Consider the following 22,147-nt stretch of genomic DNA (forward strand, 5'->3'; position numbering starts at 1 on the left):
GGCCGCCTTCCGGGCGCCGCACTGGAAGCCGTCATGTCCCTGAATTTCCCTGTCCCGCGCGATGGCGCCGCAGCCGGCGCACCGGCTGACGCCGGCGCCGTGCCTGAGCCGGCTCCCGCGCCGCCGTCCGCGAGCGCGCCAGCTGTTTCCGATCCAGGCGCCCCCGCGCGCGACCTGTCCGGCCTGGCGTGGCTTGCGCCGAGCCTGCGCAGCGCGCTGGAAGACGCCGCCGCCGAGCTTGGCCACTATGTCGACGAGGTCCGCCAAGCGCCCGAAGCGCTGGGCGCGCGCGATACCACCTCACTGCGGCTGGCCGGCCAGCACCTGCACCAGGCCGCCGGCGCGGTGCATATCGTCGGGCTGCGCGGCACCGATCCGTATTGCCAGGCCCTGCGCCGCCTGCTCGAAGCCATCGACGCCGGCACCGTTGCCGCCGGCCCCGAGGCGCTGGCGGTATTCCGCGCCGGCGTGCAGGCGCTGGCCGAGTATGTCGACGACCTGATGGCCGGCGACGATGAAGCGCCGTTGCGCCTGTTCCAGCCCTATGCGGGCGTGCTGGCGCACCTGGGCGAAGAGCGCGTGCATCCGGCCGACCTGTGGCTCGATGAGCTGCAGATGCTGCCCGGCATGCTGCTGCCGGCGAGAGGTCCGGCGGCGGTCATGCGTGCGCGCCAGCAGTTTGAGTCAGCCTTGCTCAAGGCATTGCGCCTGCCTGCGCCGTGCCCCGACGCGGCGCTGCTGCGCGAAGCCTGGCTGCCGCTGTGCGCGGCGCTGGACGAGGTGCGCGCCAATGAGCAGGAGGCGCGCCGCGCGGCGGATCATCCGGATCGCGGGGTCTGGCATGTGCTGGGGCTGGTGTTCCGCGCGCTGGGCCTTGGCCTGTTGCCTTCCGACCTGCTGGCCAAGCGCTTTGCCGGCCGCGCCAACCTGCTGCTGCGCCAGTACCTGCAGGGCCATGTGCGCGTGCCGCAGGCGCTGCTCAACGACGCGGTGTTCCTGCTGGTCTGCACCGGCCTGGCCCGCGACGGGGCCGGTGACGGCGATGGCCTGGCTGCGCCGCGTGCCGATATTGCGCGCACGCTCGCGGCGTTCCGCCTCGACCCCGCACACGCGCTTGCCAATGCGGACTTCCGCCAGCGCTATTACGGCTGGCTCGACCCGATCGACACGCGCAACCTGCAGCAGGCCGCCGCCGGGCTGGAGCACGCCGCCGCCGGCGAACCGACCGGCTGGGAAACCGCGCTGGCCGCGCTGGCCGAAGCCGCGCAGCCGCTTGGGCAGCCGGCGCTGCAGCGCTGCCTGGCGCAGGCGGCCATGCACGGCGGGCAGCATCACCGTGGCGAGGCACTCGGCGCCTCCGGCATCGCGTTGTTTCTGGCGCGCGCGCTGGCGTTGCCGTGGCGCGTGCACGGGCAATCCGCCCATCCGGCGGCGGCGCGTTTTGCCGCGCAGTGCGAGGCGCTGGCGACATGCCTAGCCGATCCCGCCGCGAGCGCGCCCGCGTGGCTTGCGGGCATGGTCGACGAGGCGCGCGCCCAGGCGCTGCGCAGCGAGGCCGTGACGCAGCTGCGGGCGCAACTGGACAGCGGCGAATCGTGGCTGGACAGCTTCGACCGCAACGCGGCCCGCGCCGAAGGCGCCGGCCACCTGCGCGATGCGTGCCAGGCCTTTGCCGCGCTTGGCGCCACGCTGGCGCACTTGCAGTCGTCCGCCGCGCTGCCTGCAGCGCTGGTGGACGATGCCGCGCAGGCCGCCGCCGCGGTGCATTCCGTCAATGCGCGGCTGGCCGATCCGGGCGAACTCGCCGATGCCAGTGCGCGCGCCGCGCTGCTGGGCGAAGTCGCGGCAGAGCTGGGCGCGGTCCATGCCTTTGCCGATGCGCTGGAATTCGGCCGCGTGCGGCGGGCCGATACGCTTGCCGACGCCGGCGAGCCCGATGCGCCGCGCGCCGCGCAGCATCCGCTGGCCGCCGCGCGCGCCGCCGCGGCCGAGGCGATCCAGGCCGGCCCCGTGCCCGATGCGCCGCCCGTGCAGCGCCTGCGTGCCGCGCTGCAGGCGCTGGCCGACCAGGCCACCATCGACGACGATGCCGCGCTGCGCCGCCAGGCCGCCGAAGCCACCATGCAATGCAATGCCTGGCTGGCCGGCAGCGATGATGCCGCAGGCAGGCTGGCACTGGCACTGGCCGAGCCGGCGGGGGCTGCGGCACCCGCGGCCGCGCCGGCCGCGGCGCAAGGCCTGCCGGCTGCCGGTGACAAGGCGGCGCTGGACGCCGAACTGCTCGACATCTTCCTGAACGAAGCCGACGAGGTGCTGAGTGGCATCGCCGGCGACCTCGGCTCGGGCGTTGAGGCGCTGCACGATGCCGATACGCTCAGCCGCGTGCGGCGCGCCTTCCATACGCTCAAGGGCTCCAGCCGCATGGTCGGCCTGCATCGCTATGGCGAAGCGGCCTGGGCGGTCGAGCAGGTCATGAACCTATGGATTGCCGAGGCGCGCGAGCCGGTGCCGGCGCTGCTGTCGCTGCTGCGCCGCGCGCATGCCGAGCTGTCGGCGTGGGTCGCACAGCTGCATCGCGATGCGGCGACCTGGCACGACATCGCGCCGCTGGTGGCAGCCGCCGAGGCGGTGCGCGACCCGGCCGCCGCGCAGGCCGCGGACGAACTGCCAGTGTTGCCCGGAGCGGCTGCTGAAGCGCCGCCCGAGCCGGCCGCCGAGACTGCCGATCACACCGGCGCCGATGCCGCCGGGCACGGCGAAGACAATGTGATCCCGTTCCGCCTGTCCGGCGGCCTGTCGGACGAGGACGACCACTACAAGGTCATCGGACCGGTGCGCATCGGCCTGGCGCTCTACAACGTCTACCTGCAGGAGGCCGACGACCTGCTGCGCCAGTTCGCCACCGATATCTCCGAATGGCGGCATGAAGGCCATCCGTGCCCGAGCGAACTGGGGCTGCGCGTCGCCCACACGCTGCAGGGCAGTGCGTCCACCGTCGGACTGGAACCCGTGCGTGAGATCGCCGAGGCGCTGGAGGCCCTGCTGCTGCAGCTGGGCTCGCACCCGGTGGCGATGCACCCGGGCGATTTCCGCCTGCTGGAGCAGGCGGTCGAGCGCCTGCGTGGCATGCTCCACCAGTTTGCCGCGGGCGTCTGGCCGGATGCCGATGCCGGCCTGCGCCGCAGCCTGGTTGAGTTTGGCGAGCGCGCGCTGCTGCGTCCGCGCGTGGCGGTGCCCGCCGAGCCGGATGGCTCGGTCGCGCAGCTGCTGGGCCAGTTGCCGCCGGCGCAGGAAGACCAGCCGGAGCCGGCGGCATCGCCCGGGCCGGAGGCCGCACAGCCACTGGCCACGCCGCATGACGCGGTCGTTATCGCGCTGCCGACCCCGCACCGGGCGCCCCTTGCGCCGGTATCGGACGAGGGCGGCGCCCCGGATCCGGCGCTGGTCCAGATCTTCCTGGAAGAGGCACAAGGCACGCTGCCCGAGCTGGGCAAGCTGCTGCGCGGCTGGGAAGCCGCGCCGGAAGACTCGCGCCACGGCGGCCTGGTGCTGCGCGCGCTGCATACGCTCAAGGGCAGTGCGCGCATGGCAGGTGCCATGGCACTGGGCCAGGCCGCGCATGAAATGGAGACGCTGCTCGACGCCAGCCTGCGCGGGCAGGGACAGCAGGCCGTCGGGCCGAAGCTGTTCGAGCGGCTCTATGCCTGGTACGACCGCATCCTGGCGCATGTCGAGGCGCTGCCGTCCGGCCGCCTGCTGCCCGCGGACGACCCGGACGTGGTCAACGGCCTGGCCGAGGTGCCGGAGGACGCGCAGGCCGATGCGCCGCTGCCGCAGGCAGATGCCGTGGTCGAGGCGGTGCCCGCCGCCAGCCTGCCCGCCATGCCGGGGCCGGCAGACGTGATGGTGGCGATGCCGCCGGCCGTGCCCGCCGAGCCGCAACGCGCGCTGGTGCGTGTGCAGGCGCGCGCGCTCGACACGCTGATCAATGAAGCCGGCGAGGTCGGCGCCACGCGCGCACGCCTGGACAGCGAACTGGAGGCGATGCGCGCCTACCTGGGCGAACTGAACGACAACGTCGCGCGCTTGCGCGGGCAGTTGCGCGAAATCGAGATCCAGGCTGAATCGCAGATGGCGTCGCGCATTGCCGACGCGCAGCACAAGCAGGAATTCGATCCGCTCGAGTTCGACCGCTTCACGCGCTTCCAGGAGCTGACGCGGATGATGGCCGAGTCGGTCAACGACGTGGCCACCGTCGAGCAGAACCTGCAGCGCGGCTTTGACCGCGCCGCCGGCGACCTGGCCGCGCAGGCGCGCCTGACGCGCGGCATGCAGCGCGGGCTGATGCAGGCGCGCATGGTGCAGTTCGACGCGCTGGCCGAGCGCCTCTATCGCGTGGCACGCCAGGCCGCGGCCGAGACCGGCAAGGAAGTGCGCCTGTTGATCAAGGGCGGCACCGTGGAAATCGACCGCTCGGTGCTGGACCGCATGGCCGGCCCGATCGAGCACCTGATCCGCAATGCGGTGGTGCACGGCATCGAAGCCGCCGCGCCGCGCCGCGCCGCGGGCAAGGCCGCCACCGGCGCGCTGACGCTGGAGGTGCAGCAGGAAGGCAACGAGGTGGTGCTGCATTTCGTCGATGACGGCGGCGGGCTGGACCTGGCGCGCATCCGCGCGCGCGCGGTCGAGCGCTGCCTGCTGGCGCCGGACGACGACGCCAGCGAAGCGCGCCTGACCGAGCTGATCTTTGCGCCGGGCTTCTCCACTGCCGACGCGGTGTCGGAGCTGGCCGGCCGCGGCGTGGGCATGGACGTGGTGCGCGCCGAGACCGTGGCGCTGGGCGGACGCATCACGCTGGAGTCGAAGCCGGGGCAGGGCACCACCTTCACCGTACACCTGCCGCTGACCACGGCAATCACGCAGGTGCTGGTGATCTCGCTGGGCGCACGGCGCTATGCCGTGCCCAGTGGCATGATCGACCAGGTCCAGCAGCTGCGCGCCCCGGCGCTGCTGGATGCCTACAACCAGGGCCGCCTCACTGTGGCTGGCGCCGAGGTGCCGTTCTTCTACTTCGGCGCGCTGCTGGAGGAAGGCAACGCGGTCGCGGCCGGGCGCAAGTATTCGCCGGTGGTGTTGGTGCGCAGCGGCGCCGAGCGCGTGGCGGTGCATGTGGACGATGTGGTCGGCAACCGCGAAGTGGTGGTCAAGCACATCGGCCCGCACCTGGCGCGGCTGGAAGGCATTGCCGGCGCGACCACGCTGGGCGATGGCGAGATCGTGCTGATCTACAACCCGGTGGTGCTGGCGCAGCGCTTGGTGCGCGAACGCGGCCAGTTGGTGCCGCAGGCCTTGCCGCAGACGCCGGCGCTACCTGCCGTGCAGGCGCAGATGGGCGCGGTCGCGGAACTGGCGAGCGACGGCACCACCGAGCCGGTGCGTGGCCTGGCCGTGCAGCCGACCGTGATGGTGGTGGATGACTCGCTGACCGTGCGCAAGGCCACCCAGCGCCTGCTGGGCCGCGCCGGCTACCAGGTGGTGCTGGCGCGCGACGGTGTGGATGCGCTCAAGCAACTGCAGGATGTCATGCCGGACGCCATGCTGGTCGACATCGAGATGCCGCACATGGACGGCTTCGACCTGACGCGAAACGTGCGCTCCGACGCGCGCACCGCGCATATGCCGCTGGTGATGATCACCTCGCGCACGGCCGACAAGCACCGCCGCTATGCCGAGGAGATCGGCGTCAACGTGTACCTGGGCAAGCCTTACAACGAGGATGAACTGCTGGGCACGCTGCATCGGTTGCTGGGTGAGCGGGCGGCCGGTACGGCAGGGTCGGTGGCGCAGATGCTGGGGGACGGCCAGGCGGGCTGACGGTTTGCTCCCCTTTCCCGCTTGCGGGAGAGGGAGCATGCAGTTGGCATGCAAAGGGCAGCGGCGCGCTCAAGGGTCTGCCATGCAAAAGGCTCGACATCGCAAGATGCCGAGCCTTTTTTCCCTCCACCGGCGCGCCGTCCCGGCTGATTACCAGCGCATCTGCGCGTTCTTGCCGCCGGTGGTGACCGTCGCGGTCTTGGTCCGGCCCTGGTAAGTCGCCCGCACGTTGTACGTGCCCGACGGCGCCTTCAGCAAGCAGCGCGGACCGTCGGCGATAAAGCTGGCGACCTCCTTGCCGCCGCGCATCAGCTTGACGTCCACGTCGGACAGGTACTCGCCGCGCGCGCCCTGCGTGAACAGCAGGCTCATGTTGTACTTGCGCGCCTGCGATTGCAGCGCGACCTGCTCGTCTTCGGCGACACCGCCGCAGATATAGGCGACCGAGCCGGCCGTACGCTGGACCATGGCATCACGCGGCGGCGGCGGGGGCGGCGTGGTCAGCGGCGGGCGTGGCTGCGCGGGCGCTGCCATCGGCGGTGGCGCCGGCGCAGCTGGTGGCGTGCCGGTGGGCGCGGGTGCCGGGGATGCCATCGGCGGCGGTGCTGCCGTGGCAGGCGCCGCTATGCCCGGTGCGGGCTGTGTGGCAGGGGGCATGGTGTCGGCCGGCGGCGCGGCCGGCATCGTGGCACCCGGGGTCGGCGCCATGGTGCTGCCCGGGGCAACTGGCGCCGGGGCGGCAGGTGCAGGGTTGGTGTCTACCACCGGCGCCTGCGCATGGCTGGCAGCCGGCACCAGGGCCAGCAGCGCGACCACGCCGGCGCTGAGCGCGATCACCAGGCGCTTGACGCGCGAGCGGCGTGCCAAGCGCGCTTCGACAATTTCCAGCGAACGGGTAGGGGCAAACGGGAGCAGTTGCGGCATCGTGGCCTCCTTGGGCGAGCTTCGGAATCAGATGCCCCGGAGGACCCCGTGGGATCACTTCGGGTCTCTCTTTTCCATCCTAGGGCTCAAGGGTGGGCAACAGTGCCGGGGTTGGTCCTACATCCGCGTCAGCCGACGGCGCATTGTGGCCCGCAGGCGGCGTGCGAGCGACTTCGCAGGTACCGGAAGAAAAACGGCCCTTCCCGCAGGGGAAGGGCCGTTGACGGCGCGTGATCCTGGCGGGCGGGTTATTTCTGGCTCACCAGCCGCTTGGGCACCGACAGCGTCAGCGCCGCGCCCACCACCAGGCACGCGGCCAGCAGGTACATGCCCGAATCGGTGCTGTGGGTCAGGTCCTTGAGCCAGCCCACCGCATAGGGGCTGAGGAAACCAGCAAGGTTGCCCAGCGAGTTGATCAGCGCGATGCCCGCGGCCGCGCCAGTGCCGGCCAGAAAGGAAGTCGGCAGGCTCCAGAACAGCGGCAGCGTGGTCAGGATGCCGATGGTGGCCAGCGTCAGCGCCACCATTGCCAGCGTGGTGTCGCTATGCCATTGCACCGACAGCAGCAGGCCCAGCGAACCGGCCAGCGCGGGCAGCGCGATATGCCAGCGGCGCTCGCCGCTGCGGTCTGCGCTGTAGGCCACCAGCACCATGCCGACCACCGCGCAGCCATAGGGGATGGCGGTCAGCAGGCCGATATCGAGCGCGCCCTTGACGCCGGTCTGCTTGATGATGGTCGGCAGCCAGAAGCTGACGCCGTACAGGCCCATCACGAAGCAGAAGTAGATCGCGCTCATCAGCCAGACGCGCGGGCTGGACATCACGGTGCGGATCGGCGGGTCTTCCTTGTGCGCATCCTCGCTAGCGATATTGCGCTCCAGCAGCGCCTTCTCTTCCGGCGACAGCCACTTGGCGTGGGCGATGCGGTCGTCCAGGTAGGCCAGCACCCACAGGCCCACCAGGATCGACGGAATGCCCTCGAGCAGGAACATCCATTGCCAGCCGGACCAGCCGTTGTGGCCGTGGAAGGACTGCATGATCCAGCCTGACAGCGGCCCGCCGATTACGCCTGCCAGCGCGACCGCGGTCATGAAGTAGGTGGTGGTGCGCCCGCGCCGGTTGGCCGGGTACCAGTAGGTCAGGTACAGGATGATGCCGGGGAAGAAGCCTGCCTCGGCAATGCCCAGCAGGAAGCGCAGCACGTAGAACATGGTCGGCGTGGTGACGAACATCATCGCCGCCGAGATCGCGCCCCAGGTGATCATGATGCGCGCGATCCAGATGCGCGCGCCCACCTTGTGCAGGATCACGTTGCTGGGCACTTCGAACAGGAAGTAGCCGATAAAGAAGATGCCGGCGCCCAAGCCATAGATGGTCTCGCTGAACTGCAGGTCGTTGAGCATCTGCAGCTTGGCAAAGCCCACGTTGACGCGGTCCAGGTAGGCCACCACGTAGCACATCAAGAGGAAGGGCACCAGGCGCCAGCTGACCTTGCGGTAGGTGGCGTCTTCAAAGGCGGCGTCGCTGACGCCGGGGCTCACTGCGGTCGTTGTCATGCTGTCTCCTGAGGATATGGCGCTTCTGTGTGACGCGTTTTACAGCTACGGTACGACCGGCTCAGACGCAGCGGCCGCCGTCCACTTCGATGCAGGTGCCGGTGATAAAGGCCGCTTCGTCCGAGGCCAGGTACAGGCAGGCGTTGGCCACGTCCTGCGGGGTCGACATGCGGCCCATCGGGATGGTGGCAAGGAACCTGGCGCGGTTCTCGGGCGTATCGGGCATGCCCATGAATTCTTCGAGCAGTGCGGTGGCGCCGATCACCGGGTTGACGCAGTTGACGCGGATATTGTCCTTGCCGAGTTCCGCGGCCATGGCCTTGCTGGCGGTGATCACCGCGCCCTTGCTGCCGTTGTACCAGACCAGGCCCGGGCGCGGCCGGATGCCGGCGGTGGAGGCGATATTGACGAACACGCCGCCGCCGCGCTGGCGGAAGTGCGGGATAAAGGCGCGCGCCGACCAGTAGATGCTCTTGAGGTTGACGGCGTAGACGCGGTCGAACTCCTCCTCGGTGACTTCGAGGATGGGCTTGTTGCGATGGGTCGTGCCGGCGTTGTTGACCACGATATGCACGTCGCCGAAGGTGGCCAGCGCGGCTTCGCGCATGGCTTCGGTGTCGGCTTCGCGCGAGACGTCGGCGCGCACCGCGCGGGCCCGGCCGCCGGCGTCGCGGATCGCGGCGGCGACGCGTTCGGCGGCTTCCTCGCGCAGGTCGGCGACCACCACGTTGGCGCCTTCGCGCGCGAAGGTGTGGGCAATGCCTTCGCCGAACCCGGAACCGCCGCCGGTGACGATCGCTACCTTGTTGGCCAGTCTCATGGCTTGTCTCCTGGTGTTGTGGTTATGTTCTGGTGATCAGTGCTGCGAGGGGTCTCAATGCCTAATGCGAGAACGGCCCCTGGCCGCGCAGTGCATTGGCAACCATCATCAGTGCCAGCAGGAAGGGCAGTGCCACATACAGGCACCAGTGCACGCGGTCGCCGACGACGTCGCCCCACTTGCGCTTGAAGACCTGCAGCCGCGGCATGCCGGAAGGATTGGTGGCGCGCTTGTTCCGCACATGCCACGCCATCCAGAAGAAGAAGATGGCAAAGGCGACGGACAGGAAATTGATGTTACCCATGTTGGATGGCGATGGTTTTCAGGGTGGTGAATCCGTACAGGGCCTCGAAGCCCTTCTCGCGGCCGTAGCCGGACTGGCCGGTGCCGCCGAAGGGCAGCTCCACGCCGCCGCCGGCACCGTAGTTGTTGATAAAGACCTGGCCCGCGCGCAGCTTGTGCGCCAGGCGCAGCTGGCGCCCGCCGTCGCGCGTCCAGACCCCGGCCACGAGCCCGTAGGGCGTGCCGTTGGCCAGTGCGATGGCTTCGGCCTCGGTGTCGAACGGCATGGCGGCCAGCAGCGGGCCGAACACTTCTTCCTGCGCCAGCCGGTGCGCCGGCGGCACGTCGCGGAACAGCATCGGCACCTGGTAGTAGCCGGCCTCCGGCGCCTCGGCCACGATCTGGCCCTGAGCCATCACCGACACGCCGGCGTGCTGCGCATCGGAAACGAAATCCCACACGCGCTGCTGCTGCTTGCGGCTGATCAGCGGGCCGCATTCCAGGTCCAGCTCTGACGGGCCCACGCGCAGCGACTCGAACACCGACGCCAGTCGGTCGAGCAGCGCGTCATAGACTGGCCGCTCCACCAGCAGGCGGCTGCCGGCCGAGCAGGTCTGGCCGGCATTCTGCACGATGCCGTTGACTACCACCGGCACCAGCGTATCCAGGTCGGCATCGGCAAAGACGATCTGCGGCGACTTGCCGCCCAGCTCCAGCGTGACCGGCACGTGGTTCTCGGCGGCCAGCTGGGCCACCTGCTTGCCGGTCTGGGGCGAGCCGGTGAACGAGATATGGTTGATGCCCGGGTGGCGCGCCAGCGCGGCGCCGGCTTCATGGCCGTAGCCGGTGATGATATTGAGCGCACCTTCGGGCAGACCGGCCTCGGCGGCGATCTCGGCCACGCGCAGCAGCGACAGGCAGGCGTCCTCGGCCGGCTTGACCACGCAGGCGTTGCCGGTGGCCAGCGCCGCGCCCACGCTGCGCCCGAAGATCTGCAGCGGGTAGTTCCAAGGGATGATGTGGCCGGTTACGCCGTGCGGCTCGCGCACGGTCAGCACGGTGTAGCCGGGGTTGTAGGGGATGGTCTGGCCGTGCAGCTTGTCGACCGCGCCGGCGTAGAACTCGAAATAGCGGGCCACGGCGCGGGCATCGGCGCGCGCCTGGCGCAGCGGCTTGCCGGTGTCGCGGGCCTCGAGCGCGGCCAGCTCGTCCTCGTGGGCGATCAGCGCCACGGCGACGCGGTTGAGCAGGCGCACCCGCTCGGCTGGCGCCATCTGGCCCCAGGCGCCTTCGGCGGCCTGGCGGGCCGCATGGACGGCGACGTTGATATCGGTGGCGTTGCCGCGTGCGATCTCGGCGAACGGCTCGCCGTTGGACGGATCGAAGACCTTGATGCGCAGGCCGTTGTCGGGCGCGATCAGGCGGTTGGCGACGAAGTGCTGGGCGTGCATGGGTGGCTCCGGGGCAGCAGGTGCAACAGGGGGGGGCAGCACGGCGGCTGCACTATTCAGTGACGGCTGAAGAATGCGCCATTATCGCCGACACCGGCCAGCGTGCAATGCGCCGTGCCTGGCCCAGTTGTCAGCCTGCGGTCAGGCACGAGCCGCTATAATGCCCGCCATCCAACAACACACCGCAGGCATCTGGAGAATCGCATGAGCTTCAATCTCGTGTCCCCGGGCAAGGACATCCCCAACGATTTCAACGTCATCATCGAGATCTCGGCCCAGAGCGATCCGGTGAAGTACGAGGCAGACAAGGAAACCGGCCTGCTGTTCGTCGACCGCTTTATCGGCACCGGCATGCGCTATCCGGCCAACTATGGCTACATCCCGCAGACGCTGTCGGGCGATGGCGACCCGGTGGATGTGCTGGTGCTGTCGCCGTTCCCGATCCTGGCCGGCGCCGTGGTGCGCTGCCGTGCACTCGGGATGCTGAAGATGACCGACGAGTCGGGCGTGGACGCCAAGCTGGTGGCCGTACCCCTGGATAAGCTGTCGCCGGCCACCGCCTACATGAAGGGCCTGTCGGACGTGCCGCAGAATCAGCTGGACCAGATCAAGCACTTCTTTGAGCACTACAAGGCACTGGAAGCCGGCAAGTGGGTCAAGGTCGAAGGCTGGGCCGGCATCGAGGAAGCCCACAAGGAAATCACCGACGGCGTGGCCAACTACAAGAAGTAAGCTGAACCTCCGCTGAAGAAGCCCCGCTCCGGCGGGGTTTTTTGTTGCCGCGCGCTTGACGCACCGCAGTACCTGGGCAAGTGCCTTGCGCTACGCTGTGCGGGTGCTGACAAGAGGAGTCCCCATGCATTCCATCACCGAAATCCAGGCATCGCCGCAGGCCTTGTCGCCGTCGCGCCGCTATGACCGGCTGGCGGTGTGCTTCCACTGGGCGGTATTCCTGCTGGTGGCGCTGGCCTATGCCGCGATCGAGCTGAAGGGCAGTTTTGCCAAGGGCACGCCGCCGCGCGCGCTGGCGATGACGGTCCATGAATGGGCGGGCGCTCTGGTGCTGGTGCTGGCGGTGCCGCGCCTGCTGTGGCGCCTGGTGCGCGGCGCGCCTGCGCTGGAGCCGGGCGCGCGCTGGATGCAGTTGGTCGGCGAGGCCATGCACTGGGTGTTTTACCTGTATATCCTGGCCCAGCCGCTGCTGGGGCTGCTGGCGATGAACGCTGGCGGCCACCTGCTGGTGCTGCCTTCGCTGGGGATAGAAGTGCCAGCGCTGGTGGCAGCCGACCCGGCGCTGAAGGACACCGTCAAGGCAATCCACGAGACCCTGGGCACCGCCTTCTACCTGGTGATCGGGCTGCATGCGATGGCGTCGCTGTTCCACCACTACATGCTGGGCGACAATACGCTGCGGCGGATGTGGCGCTGAGCGCCGGCTCGCGTATTCAGGCGCGGGCGAACGGGTTGCGCTCGCCCAGCTCGTCCAGGTAGGCGTCGATGCCCTGGCGCTCGCGTTCCAGGAAGCGCTCGACGGCATCGGCAAAAGCGGGATGCGCCAGCCAGTGGGCCGAGCGCGTGGCCACCGGCAGGAAGCCGCGCGCCATCTTGTGCTCGCCCTGGGCGCCGCCTTCGAAGGTGCGTATGCCTTGCTCGATGCAGAATTCCAGCGGCTGGTAGTACGCGGTTTCGAAGTGCAGGCAGGCGTGGTACTCCAGCGCGCCCCAGTAGCGCCCGTAGAGCGTGCTGACTTCGGGCGTATCGTCATAGACCAGCAGCGAGCTGGCGATGGGCTGGCCCTCGCGCTCGGCGATCACCAGCAGCAGGTGCTGCGGCATGGCGGCGCCGATGCGCCGGAAGAAATCCAGGTTCAGGTAGGGCGTGGAATGGTGCTCGCGGTAGGTCTGGCGATAGCACCGGTTGAAGAACTTCCACGCATCGTTGTCGATCTGCGCGCCACGCAGGCGCCGGAAAGTGATGCCGGCCTGCGCCACCTGGCGGCGCTCGGCGCGGATGTTCTTGCGCTTTTTCTGCGACAGCGTGGCGAGGAAGTCGTCGAAGCTGCCGTAGCCGTCGTTGGTCCAGTGGAACTGCACGCCGTGCCGCATCAGCATGCCGGCCTGCTGCATCAGGGCGGCCTCGGCCTCGTCGGGGAACAGGATGTGCAGCGACGACATCTGGCTTTCGGCGGCCAGCGCCAGCGCCATCTGCAGCAGCAGGCGGCGCGCATGGGCGTCTTCGGCCAGCAGCCGCGCGCCGCGCACCGGCGTGAAGGGAATTGCCGCCAGCCATTTGGGGTAGTACTCGAGCCCGTTGCGGGCATAGGCGTCGGCCCAGGCCCAGTCGAAGACATACTCGCCATAGGAATGCGCCTTGGCGTAGAGCGGCATGGCCGCGGCCAGCCGTTCCGGGTGGCCGTCCTTGCCCGGCGCCCATAACGTCAGGTAGCGCGGGTTCCACCCGGTTTCGGCGCAGGCGCTGCCGCTGGCGTGCAGGGCATGCAGGAAGGCGTGCTTCAGGAACGGCGTGGCATCCGCGTGGTGCGCCACCAGGGCGTCCCAGGCGGCGGCATCGATCTCGCCCAGGTCGGAGATGATCTCGGTACGGTATTCCTGCGCAGGGTCGCCCGCCGCCTTGCGCTTGTGCTGTGCCGGCTGGCGCTGGTCCTTGCCAGGCACGCATGATTCAGACTGCATTGCACCAGTTTCCGTCTGTGGATCGAGCGAGTCTACCGGAAACGATGCGCCGTTGCTGTGCCCGCGGCAGGCGCGGGGCGGCCGTCGTAAAATGGAGCATCCTCGTCACCAGTGCTGCCGAAGCATCCCGGGATGCTTCAGGCGGCCCGCCTGCGCGCGGCATGGTCCGTCCGATAACCAAGGCCCGATATGAAGAACCCGTTTTTCAACCTGTATTCCCACGGCTTTGCGCGTGTCGCGGTGGGCGTGCCCGTCTGCCGGGTGGCCGACCCGGCCTTCAACGCGGCCGAGACCATTGCCCTGGCGGCGCAGGCGGCACAGCAGGGCGCCGTGCTGGTGGCGTTCCCGGAACTGGGCATCTCCGCCTATACCTGCGACGACCTGTTCCACCAGCGCGCGCTGCTGGACGCCTGCGAGGCGGCGCTGGCCACCATCGTCGAGGCCTCGCGCAAGCTGCCGGCGGCGCTGATCGTCGGCATGCCGCTACGGGTCGAGCACCAGTTGTTCAACTGCGCCGTGGTGGTGGCGCGCGGGCGTATCCAGGGCGTGGTGCCCAAGTCCTACTTGCCGAACTACTGGGAGTTCTATGAGGCGCGCCAGTTCAGCGCCGCCGACAACGCCGCGGTCGAGTCCATCCGGCTGCTGGGCCAGGACGTGCCGTTCGGCGCCGGGTTGCTGTTCGATGTCGAAGACATCCCCGACTTCCGCTTCCATGCGGAAATCTGCGAAGACGTCTGGGTGCCGATCCCGCCGTCGTCGTTCGCGGCGCTGGCCGGGGCCACGGTGCTGGTCAACCTGTCGGCCTCGAATATCGTGGTCGGCAAGGCCGGCTACCGGCACCAGCTGGTCTCGCAGCAGTCGGCGCGATGCCTGGCGGCCTACCTGTACACCTCGGCCGGCAAGGGCGAGTCCTCCACCGACCTGGCCTGGGACGGCCAGGCGCTGATCTGCGAGAACGGCGAGCTGCTGGCCGAATCCGAGCGCTTTGCCGATACCTCGCACCTGCTCTGCGCCGATATCGATGTCGAGCGGCTGTCGCGCGAGCGCATGCACCAGGTGACCTTCGGCCACTCGGTGCGCCGGCACAAGGCAGAAGTGGACAAGTTCCGTGTGGTGCGCTTCCCGCTCGACCTGACCCTGGAAAAATCGCTGCCGCTGGCGCGCAACGTGGCGCGCTTCCCGTACGTGCCGGCCGATCCGCGCCAGCGCGACGAACGCTGCATGGAGGTCTACAACATCCAGGTGCAGGCGCTGGTGCAGCGCCTGTCGGCCAGCAAGATCAGCAAGGTGGTGATCGGCGTCTCGGGCGGGCTGGATTCCACTCACGCGTTGCTGGTCTGCGCCAAGGCGATGGACCGCCTGGGCCTGCCGCGCGCCAATATCCTGGCCTACACCATGCCGGGCTTTGCCACCAGCGACCGCACGCTGCTGCAGGCGCGCCAGCTGATGCAGATGGTGGGCTGCACCGCGACCGAGATCGATATCCGCCCGTCGTGCCTGGCCATGCTGAAGGACCTGGGCCACCCGTACGCCGCCGGCGAGAAGGTCTATGACGTGACCTTCGAGAACGTGCAGGCCGGCGAGCGCACCAACCACCTGTTCCGGCTGGCCAACTTCCACCATGCCATCGTGATCGGCACCGGCGACCTGAGTGAACTGGCGCTGGGCTGGTGCACCTATGGCGTGGGCGACCACATGTCGCACTACAACGTCAACGCCAGCGTGCCCAAGACGCTGATCTCGCACCTGGTGCGCTGGGTGGCTGAGACCGGGCAGGTGGGCGAGGGCGGTTCCGACGTGCTGCTGGCCGTGCTCGACACCGACATCAGCCCCGAGCTGGTTCCGGGCGACAGCAACCACGGCCCCGAGCAGAAGACAGAGAGCACCATCGGCCCGTATGAGCTGCAGGACTTCAACCTCTACTACACGCTGCGCTTCGGCTTCACGCCGTCCAAGATCGCCTTCCTGGCGCTGCACGCCTGGGGCGACCGCGAGCGCGGCGTATGGCCCAACGGCCCGCATGTGGTGCGCAACCAGTACGGGCTGCCGGAGATCAAGCGCAACCTGGCGATCTTCCTGGACCGCTTCTTCCGCACCAGCCAGTTCAAGCGCTCGTGCATCCCGAACGCGCCCAAGGTGGGCTCGGGCGGATCACTGTCGCCGCGCGGTGACTGGCGTGCGCCGAGCGATTCAGAGTCGGTGGTGTGGCTGGCGGACCTGGAGAAGGTGCCGGATTGATGACCGTTTCTTGCCGATAAGAAAAATGGCCCGCATCGAGCGGGCCATTTTTCTGACTGCGTGATTGTCATGGCGCCGGGCCGGAAACCAGTTTCAGCCCCACCACGCCACCCAGGATCAGCGCGATGCAGCCCATGCGCGCCAGCGATGCGGGCTCGCCCAGCCAAAGCATCCCGAGCATCGCGGTGCCCGCCGCGCCGATACCGGTCCACACCGCATAGGCCGTGCCCACCGGCAGCACGCGCAGCGACAGCGTCAGAAGCAGGATGCTGGCCATCCCGGTGGCGACCGTATAGACGCTGGGCCAGAACCGGCTGAAGCCGGCCGACCATTTCATGCCGAAGGCGAAGGCGATTTCAAGCAGGCCGGCAACGGCCAACAGGGTCCAGGACATCTCTCAGGCGGCCAGCAGGCGATGCGTGAACAGGCTGTGCAGCGTGCGCACGAACAGCACCACGATCGCGGTCGTCAGCACCAGCAGGATCAGTCCCGCCAGCCAGGCCAGCACGGCGGACTGCTCGTGCCCGGCGTACTTCAGCGCCGCGTTCGATAGCGCCGCCATCGGGAAGCTGATGGCCCACCACGACGGCGCGAACGGCGCCGGGCGGCGGAACACGCGCCACGACAACAGCAGGAACAGGAACAGGCCGAAGTAGAACAGCATGCCGGCGAACATGTCGACGCTGCCGGTCATATTGACGTAGGCCAGGAAGCCCACCTCGAACGGCGCGATCAGGATGATCAGCGACGGCACCATGCCGGCCGGTAGCGGATCGTGGTGGATCAGGCGCGAGATGATCATGGTGAAGAACACCAGCGCGATCACGGTGCCGACGCCGACGGCGAGCAGGTTGACTTCATGCGCCCAGGCCATCGGCATGGTGCCGCCGGCCACGGCGATGTCCAGTGTGGCCACGCCGGGGATCAGCCACGCCGGCACCACGTTCGCCGCCTCGGTCCGGCCGTGCAGCAGCCGCCCGGCGATGACAAAAGTCAGCCCCACGGTGATCACGGTGCCGAGCGTCCAGATCGTCTGGCCCAGAGTCTCGTGATGCGCGCCGACCACCGACGACAGCAGCAGGATCGCAATCGCGATGGTGCCGAAGAAGTTGCCGGCGACGGGGTGGCTGAACTCGGCCCTGACCGCGTCCGGGTAGCGCAGCCACTTGGCCAGGTAGCCGGCGGCCAGCGCCAGGAAGGCGAGCACCGCGACCACGCCAACCGCGTTGCCAATGACGGGGCTGACGCCGAATGCGGAGCCGGCGCCGCGCCATGCCATGGACAGGCCAGACAGGCCCATGACGGCGCCGAACAGGTTGACCGGAAGGTGTTTCACCGAGCTGCGCGGCGCCGGCAGGGTGGCCGCGGGATGGGCTGCAAGAGTCATAGGGGTGGGTCTGCTTTTCAGTGGGGGCGCCGGCTTGGCGTGCCTGGCGGGAGGGTTGCCGGGGCCGCGTCCTGGATCGGACGGGGCCTGGTGAAAGGAATTATGGTTGCCGCTCTTGCTGGCCGAAAGGCGCTAGACACGTCAAATCCAGCCAAACCAATCGCGATGTCTGCCAGCGCCCGCGCAGCGCCGGAATTCCTGCCTAGACTGCGCCCCGGTTCTGATCCGTAGTGAGAGGAAAGACAGGAATGACTAGACGAAACATGAAAAGAGCCAGCATGGCTGGATTGCTGCTGGCGTGCTGCCTGGGCCTCGCGGCCTGCATCCAGGCGCCGATCCGGCGCCACGAAGGCGAACCCGTGCTGCGGCACGGGCAGGGCGGTGCACGCGAGCATGTCGACGGGGTCGATATCTGGATGCGCGGCGAACCGCCGCGGCCCTACGAGGTGCTGGCCTACACCAGCGTGGAAACGCCGGAAGGCTGGATCGGCGAACGCTTCCTGCTGAAGCGGGTGGCCAGCCGCGTGCGCGAAGCGGGCGGCGACGCTGCGCTGCTCGGCGACCAGCGCAGCCGAGTGGTCGCGCTGCAGCGCGCCGGCAGTCACACCGCGCTGGCGGAGTCGCAGCGCATCGTCGAGATCACCATCGTGCGTTACCGCTGACCCTCCGCGCTGGCGGAATCTGCCTAGACTGCCAATATCAGCCACGCGCCAGCCAACCGCCGGCCACCGCCCCGGTCCCCTGCCTTGCTGCCATGAAGATTGCCGTCGTTGCCTTCCCCGGCTTCCAGATGCTGGACCTCGCCGGCCCCATTGACGTGTTCCACGAAGGTGCCCGCCAGGCCGGGCAGCCTGACGCCTACCAGTTCGAGATCATCGCGCCGGTCCCGGGTCTGCTGACTGCCTCCAACGGCATGCGCGTCGAGCCGGACGCGACGCTCGATACTTGCAGTGACGATATCGACACGCTGCTGGTCGCAGGCGGCCCGGGGTTGCGGCAGCAGCAGCAGGACGAGACCGTCAGCGCCTGGCTGGCACGGCAGGCCCGGACCGTGCGGCGGATGGGGTCGGTCTGCTCCGGCGCGATGGTGCTGGCGCATGCGGGCCTGCTTGACGGGCGCAGCGTCACCACGCACTGGAACACCACCGACCGCCTGGCGCGCTTGTTTCCGGGCGTCCAGGTCGAACCGGACCGGATCTATGTCAAGGACGGCAACCTGTACACCTCGGCCGGCGTGACCGCGGGCCTGGACCTGGCGCTGGCTCTGGTCGAGGAGGATTTCGGCCGCGCCGTGGCGCTGCGCGTGGCGCGCGAGCTGGTGATGTTCCTCAAGCGTCCGGGCGGGCAGTCGCAGTTCAGTGCCCACCTGGCGGCGCAGACCGCCGAGCGCAACGCGATCCGTGAGGTGCAGGGCTGGGTGGTCGAGAACCTGGCGGGCAACCTGTCGGTGGAGGCGCTGGCGGCGCATGCCGGCATGAGCGCGCGCAACTTTGCCCGCATCTTCAAGCAGGAATGCCAGGTGACGCCGGCGGATTTTGTCGAGGCCGCGCGCATCGATGCCGCGCGTCGGCTGCTGGAGGGCTCGCGCCATCCGCTCAAGCGCGTGGCGGCGCTGGCCGGCTTCAGCGATCCGAACAACCTGCGCCGCGCCTTTTTGCGCCGGGTCGGGGTGGCACCGTCGGACTACCGGCGCCGCTTTCGCGGCGAGGCCTGAGCAAGTGCTGTGCACAGGGCTTGCACAGGCTTTGCACAGGTTTTCCGGTCTGGTATCCACAGGGTTGTCCACAGCCTTGGGCGCCGGCGGGCCGCCACGCGGTGCGCACTGGCGAACGTTCTGGCCGCGCCGGGCGAGGGATAGCGGGGAATACGTGGCGCCAATGACTGGTAAAATGCCAGCCGGAGAGCGCCGCGACCGCGGCGATGCGCCGCCAGGCGCGTGAACAAACGATAAACAGGGGCCAGTCATGAAGCAGATTACCGCCATCATCAAACCGTTCAAGCTCGACGAGGTGCGTGAAGCCCTGGCCGACGTCGGCGTGACCGGGCTGACGGTGACCGAAGTGAAGGGATTTGGCCGCCAGAAAGGGCATACCGAGCTCTACCGTGGCGCCGAGTATGTGGTCGACTTCCTGCCCAAGATCAAGATCGAAGTGGTGGTGGCCGAGAACCAGCTGGACACCGTGCTGGACGCCATCGTCAAGGCCGCCCACACCGGCAAGATCGGCGACGGCAAGATCTTCGTCACCGAGATCGAGCGCGTGATCCGCATCCGCACCGGCGAGCAGGACGAAGCCGCGGTCTGAGCCACGGGCCAGGACAGAAAGACGCCGCCTTGCGAGGCGGCGTTTTTGTTGGCGGGGTGGCGTTCAGCTGGGCAGCTTCCACCCGTAGCGCACCGACACCAGCCGCATGGCGATGATCGCCACTGCCCCGGTCAGCAGCGCCGCTTCCTGCTGCACCGCCAGCCAGCTCATGCCGACATAGATCCAGCAGCCGATAAAGGAGCAGGTGGCGTAGGGCGAGCGGTCGCGCAGGATCATCGGCACCTCATTGCACAGCACGTCGCGCACCACGCCGCCGAACACGGCCGAGATGATGCCCATCATCACCGCCACGGTGGGCGTCATCTGCGCCACCAGCGCCAGCGAGGCGCCGGTCACCGAGAACAGCCCCAGCCCGATCGCGTCGGCCACGATCATGGCCCGGTCCGAGGCCACGCGGCTGACCACGCGCAGCACGAACGAGGCGCCGAACGACATCACGAAGATCAGCAGCACGTAGCCTTCGTGGTCGACCCAGTAGAACGGGCGCCGGTCCAGCAGCACGTCGCGCACGGTGCCGCCGCCAAAGGCGGTGGCAAACGCCACCACGAAGGTGCCGACCACGTCCAGGCGCTGCTTGCGCGCGTCAACCACGCCCGAAACCGCAAAGGCGAGCACGCCGATCACCTCCATGATGTGGAGGATCAGGGGCAGCCGCCCCATCAGCAAGTCAAGCGGAACGTGCATCCGCGGCGAGGCGTCAGGTGCGCGGCTGGCGCAGCAGCACCATCAGTGCGCCGGCGCCGCCTTCGGCCTCGCGCGCCTGCACGAAGGCGAGCACTTCTTCCTTCTGCACCAGCCAGCTGCGCACCTTGCCCTTGAGCACCGGCTGCTTGTCGGGCGAGCCCAGGCCCTTGCCGTGGATCACGCGCACGCAGCGCACGCCGTTGCGCACCGAGCGGCGCAGGAACTCGGCCAGCGCCTCGCGCGCCTCGTCGCTGCGCAGGCCGTGCAGGTCGACCTTGTCCTGCGGCACCCATTCGCCGCGGCGCAGCTTGCGGATCACGTCCATGCCGATGCCGGGCCGACGGAACGACAGGGTCTCGTCGGTTTCCAGCAGGCTTTCCACGTCGAAATCATCGGACAGCGAGGCCGCCAGCACCGCTTCGTCGTTGCGGCGCGACTGCACCGGCACCGGGGCGGGCTTGCTGGCGGGCACGGGGGCGCGGTTGCGGTCGCGCAGCTGGCTGACCTGGCCCACGCTGGTGCGGAAGACGTCGGCCTCCTCGCGGGCGCGCTGGGCGGCCTGCTCGGCGGCCACGCGCTCGGTTTCTCGGCGCTCGGTATCGGCCTTGAGGGTGTCGCGCAGCCTGGCAAGGTCGTTCAGGCCGAATCGTTGGGGCGGTCGGTCGGGTTTGCGGGCGCCGTGCGTCATTGAGAATCTCCGGGGGCTCGGCGCCGATTATATCGACTGGCGGGGCAGCAGGAGGGCGGCACGAGGTGCCAAAGGGGACGCGCCGGCGGGCCGTGACGGCCCGGCCGGCGGAGGGAGCTGTGCTTACTTCAGGGCTTCGACAAAGCGCTGGGCGTCCAGCGCGGCCATGCAGCCCGTGCCGGCGCTGGTGATGGCCTGGCGGTAGACATGGTCCTGCACGTCGCCGGCGGCAAACACGCCCGGCACGCTGGTGGCGGTGGCGTCGCCCTGCAGGCCCGATTTGGTCACCAGGTAGCCGTTTTCCATGGCCAGCTGGCCTTCGAACAGGTCGGTGTTGGGCTTGTGGCCGATGGCGATGAACACGCCGGCCAGCTTCAGGTCCTCGGCCTGGCCGGTCTTGGTGCCGCGGACGCGGATGCCGGTCACGCCGGATTCATCGCCCAGCACCTCGTCCAGCACGCTGTCGTAGCGGATCACCACGCGGCCTTCCTTTTCGCGCTGCAGCAGGCGGTCGACCAGGATCGGCTCGGCGCGGAAGCTGTCGCGGCGGTGGATCACGGTGACCTTGCTGGCGATATGCGACAGGTACAGCGCCTCTTCCACGGCGGTGTTGCCGCCGCCGACCACGGCCACTTCCTGGTTCTTGTAGAAGAAGCCGTCGCAGGTGGCGCAGGCCGACACGCCGCGGCCCATAAAGGACTCTTCGGACGGCAGGCCCAGGTACTGCGCCGAGGCGCCGGTGGCGATGATCAGCGCATCGCACGTATATTCACCGGCGTCGCCGATCAGGCGGAAGGGGCGGGCCGGCTGGCCGTTGTCGTCCACCAGCTTGGCAGTGTGGATGTGATCGAAGATGATTTCGGTCTTGAATTCCTCGGCGTGCGCCAGCAGGCGTTGCATCAGTTCAGGACCCTGGACGCCCTTGGCATCGCCCGGCCAGTTCTCGACGTCCGTGGTGGTCATCAGCTGGCCGCCCTGTGCCAGGCCGGTGATCAGCACCGGCTCCAGGTTAGCGCGGGCCGCGTAGACCGCGGCGGTGTAGCCGGCGGGACCAGAACCGAGAATCAGCACTTTTGCGTGTTTTGCCATGATGCGTTCCTGTGGCCGGTGCGGCATGCTGCCCACCGGCATTGCTCGAAAGCGACATTATAAGAGGAGCCGCATTTGCTCACTGTTGCAAATTCCAATGAGTGCGATAGTCTCGGGCCACGTTAAAATGGCCGCCA

At 68.9% G+C, this 22,147-nt stretch carries 18 protein-coding genes; 7 read left to right on the top strand and 11 right to left on the bottom strand.

Annotated elements, in window-relative coordinates; all coding sequences use genetic code 11:
- Positions 1–33: 33 nt before the first annotated feature.
- Entirely contained in the window at positions 34–5,874 is a 5,841-nt protein-coding gene (locus AC1Q7H_RS05900; protein WP_492381043.1) for a hybrid sensor histidine kinase/response regulator, read from the top strand.
- A 150-nt stretch (positions 5,875–6,024) separates the two neighbouring features.
- Here AC1Q7H_RS05900 and AC1Q7H_RS05905 read toward each other — a convergent pair whose 3' ends face one another.
- The 5 genes from AC1Q7H_RS05905 to AC1Q7H_RS05925 form a co-directional block, all read right to left on the bottom strand.
- Positions 6,025–6,798, bottom strand: a complete 774-nt coding sequence (locus AC1Q7H_RS05905) for a hypothetical protein (protein WP_153954862.1) — start codon at positions 6,796–6,798, stop codon at positions 6,025–6,027.
- A 248-nt stretch (positions 6,799–7,046) separates the two neighbouring features.
- On the bottom strand, positions 7,047–8,354 hold the full coding sequence (locus AC1Q7H_RS05910) for an MFS transporter (protein ID WP_013955795.1): 1,308 nt from the start codon (positions 8,352–8,354) through the stop codon (positions 7,047–7,049).
- A gap of 61 nt (positions 8,355–8,415) precedes the next feature.
- Positions 8,416–9,174 (bottom strand): SDR family oxidoreductase, encoded by a 759-nt coding sequence (locus tag AC1Q7H_RS05915; protein ID WP_153954861.1) that lies wholly within the window; start codon positions 9,172–9,174, stop codon positions 8,416–8,418.
- A gap of 61 nt (positions 9,175–9,235) precedes the next feature.
- The gene (locus tag AC1Q7H_RS05920) at positions 9,236–9,478 is read right to left on the bottom strand and encodes a hypothetical protein (RefSeq protein WP_013955797.1); all 243 of its coding nucleotides are present in this window, start codon (positions 9,476–9,478) and stop codon (positions 9,236–9,238) included.
- On the bottom strand, positions 9,471–10,907 hold the full coding sequence (locus AC1Q7H_RS05925) for an aldehyde dehydrogenase family protein (protein ID WP_153954860.1): 1,437 nt from the start codon (positions 10,905–10,907) through the stop codon (positions 9,471–9,473). The genes AC1Q7H_RS05920 and AC1Q7H_RS05925 overlap by 8 nt, the downstream gene beginning before the upstream one ends.
- Positions 10,908–11,111: 204 nt before the next feature.
- Here AC1Q7H_RS05925 and ppa point away from each other — a divergent pair, with 204 nt between their 5' ends.
- Positions 11,112–11,639 carry an inorganic diphosphatase gene (ppa, locus tag AC1Q7H_RS05930; RefSeq protein ID WP_013955799.1) on the top strand — a complete coding sequence of 176 codons (528 nt, stop codon included), beginning with the start codon at positions 11,112–11,114 and terminating at the stop codon, positions 11,637–11,639.
- Between the two features lie 124 nt (positions 11,640–11,763).
- The gene (locus AC1Q7H_RS05935; protein ID WP_153954859.1) at positions 11,764–12,336 is read left to right on the top strand and encodes a cytochrome b; all 573 of its coding nucleotides are present in this window, start codon (positions 11,764–11,766) and stop codon (positions 12,334–12,336) included.
- Positions 12,337–12,352: 16 nt separating this feature from the next.
- Here the strand turns inward: AC1Q7H_RS05935 and AC1Q7H_RS05940 are convergent, their stop codons facing one another.
- The gene (locus tag AC1Q7H_RS05940; protein ID WP_153954858.1) at positions 12,353–13,600 is read right to left on the bottom strand and encodes a GNAT family N-acetyltransferase; all 1,248 of its coding nucleotides are present in this window, start codon (positions 13,598–13,600) and stop codon (positions 12,353–12,355) included.
- A 189-nt stretch (positions 13,601–13,789) separates the two neighbouring features.
- On the opposite strand from AC1Q7H_RS05940, the gene AC1Q7H_RS05945 reads away from it, so the two are divergent.
- A complete protein-coding gene (locus AC1Q7H_RS05945; protein WP_013955802.1) occupies positions 13,790–15,838 on the top strand; it encodes an NAD(+) synthase in 2,049 nt (682 codons plus the stop codon).
- Positions 15,839–15,905: 67 nt separating this feature from the next.
- Here AC1Q7H_RS05945 and AC1Q7H_RS05950 read toward each other — a convergent pair whose 3' ends face one another.
- Positions 15,906–16,232, bottom strand: a complete 327-nt coding sequence (locus tag AC1Q7H_RS05950; protein WP_153954857.1) for a DMT family transporter — start codon at positions 16,230–16,232, stop codon at positions 15,906–15,908.
- Positions 16,233–16,235: 3 nt separating this feature from the next.
- On the bottom strand, positions 16,236–17,225 hold the full coding sequence (locus AC1Q7H_RS05955; RefSeq protein WP_153954856.1) for an SLAC1 anion channel family protein: 990 nt from the start codon (positions 17,223–17,225) through the stop codon (positions 16,236–16,238).
- A 248-nt stretch (positions 17,226–17,473) separates the two neighbouring features.
- Between AC1Q7H_RS05955 and AC1Q7H_RS05960 the strand changes: the two genes are divergently transcribed.
- The 3 genes from AC1Q7H_RS05960 to glnK all read left to right on the top strand — a co-directional run bounded on the left by AC1Q7H_RS05960 (position 17,474) and on the right by glnK (position 19,528).
- Positions 17,474–17,887: a hypothetical protein gene (locus AC1Q7H_RS05960; RefSeq protein ID WP_013955805.1), complete on the top strand. Its 414-nt coding sequence runs from the start codon at positions 17,474–17,476 to the stop codon at positions 17,885–17,887.
- A 92-nt stretch (positions 17,888–17,979) separates the two neighbouring features.
- On the top strand, positions 17,980–18,939 hold the full coding sequence (locus tag AC1Q7H_RS05965) for a GlxA family transcriptional regulator (protein ID WP_153954854.1): 960 nt from the start codon (positions 17,980–17,982) through the stop codon (positions 18,937–18,939).
- 250 nt (positions 18,940–19,189) lie between these two features.
- Positions 19,190–19,528, top strand: coding sequence for a P-II family nitrogen regulator (gene glnK / locus AC1Q7H_RS05970; protein ID WP_006162803.1), 339 nt, complete (start codon positions 19,190–19,192; stop codon positions 19,526–19,528).
- 63 nt (positions 19,529–19,591) lie between these two features.
- Here glnK and AC1Q7H_RS05975 read toward each other — a convergent pair whose 3' ends face one another.
- The 3 genes from AC1Q7H_RS05975 to trxB form a co-directional block, all read right to left on the bottom strand.
- A complete protein-coding gene (locus AC1Q7H_RS05975; RefSeq protein ID WP_013955807.1) occupies positions 19,592–20,233 on the bottom strand; it encodes a trimeric intracellular cation channel family protein in 642 nt (213 codons plus the stop codon).
- A 13-nt stretch (positions 20,234–20,246) separates the two neighbouring features.
- On the bottom strand, positions 20,247–20,921 hold the full coding sequence (locus AC1Q7H_RS05980; RefSeq protein ID WP_013955808.1) for a Smr/MutS family protein: 675 nt from the start codon (positions 20,919–20,921) through the stop codon (positions 20,247–20,249).
- 123 nt (positions 20,922–21,044) lie between these two features.
- On the bottom strand, positions 21,045–22,010 hold the full coding sequence (gene trxB, locus AC1Q7H_RS05985; RefSeq protein ID WP_010813000.1) for a thioredoxin-disulfide reductase: 966 nt from the start codon (positions 22,008–22,010) through the stop codon (positions 21,045–21,047).
- Between the last annotated feature and the right edge of the window lie 137 nt (positions 22,011–22,147).

This window comes from Cupriavidus sp. GW823-FHT06D04 (genome assembly GCF_058795055.1).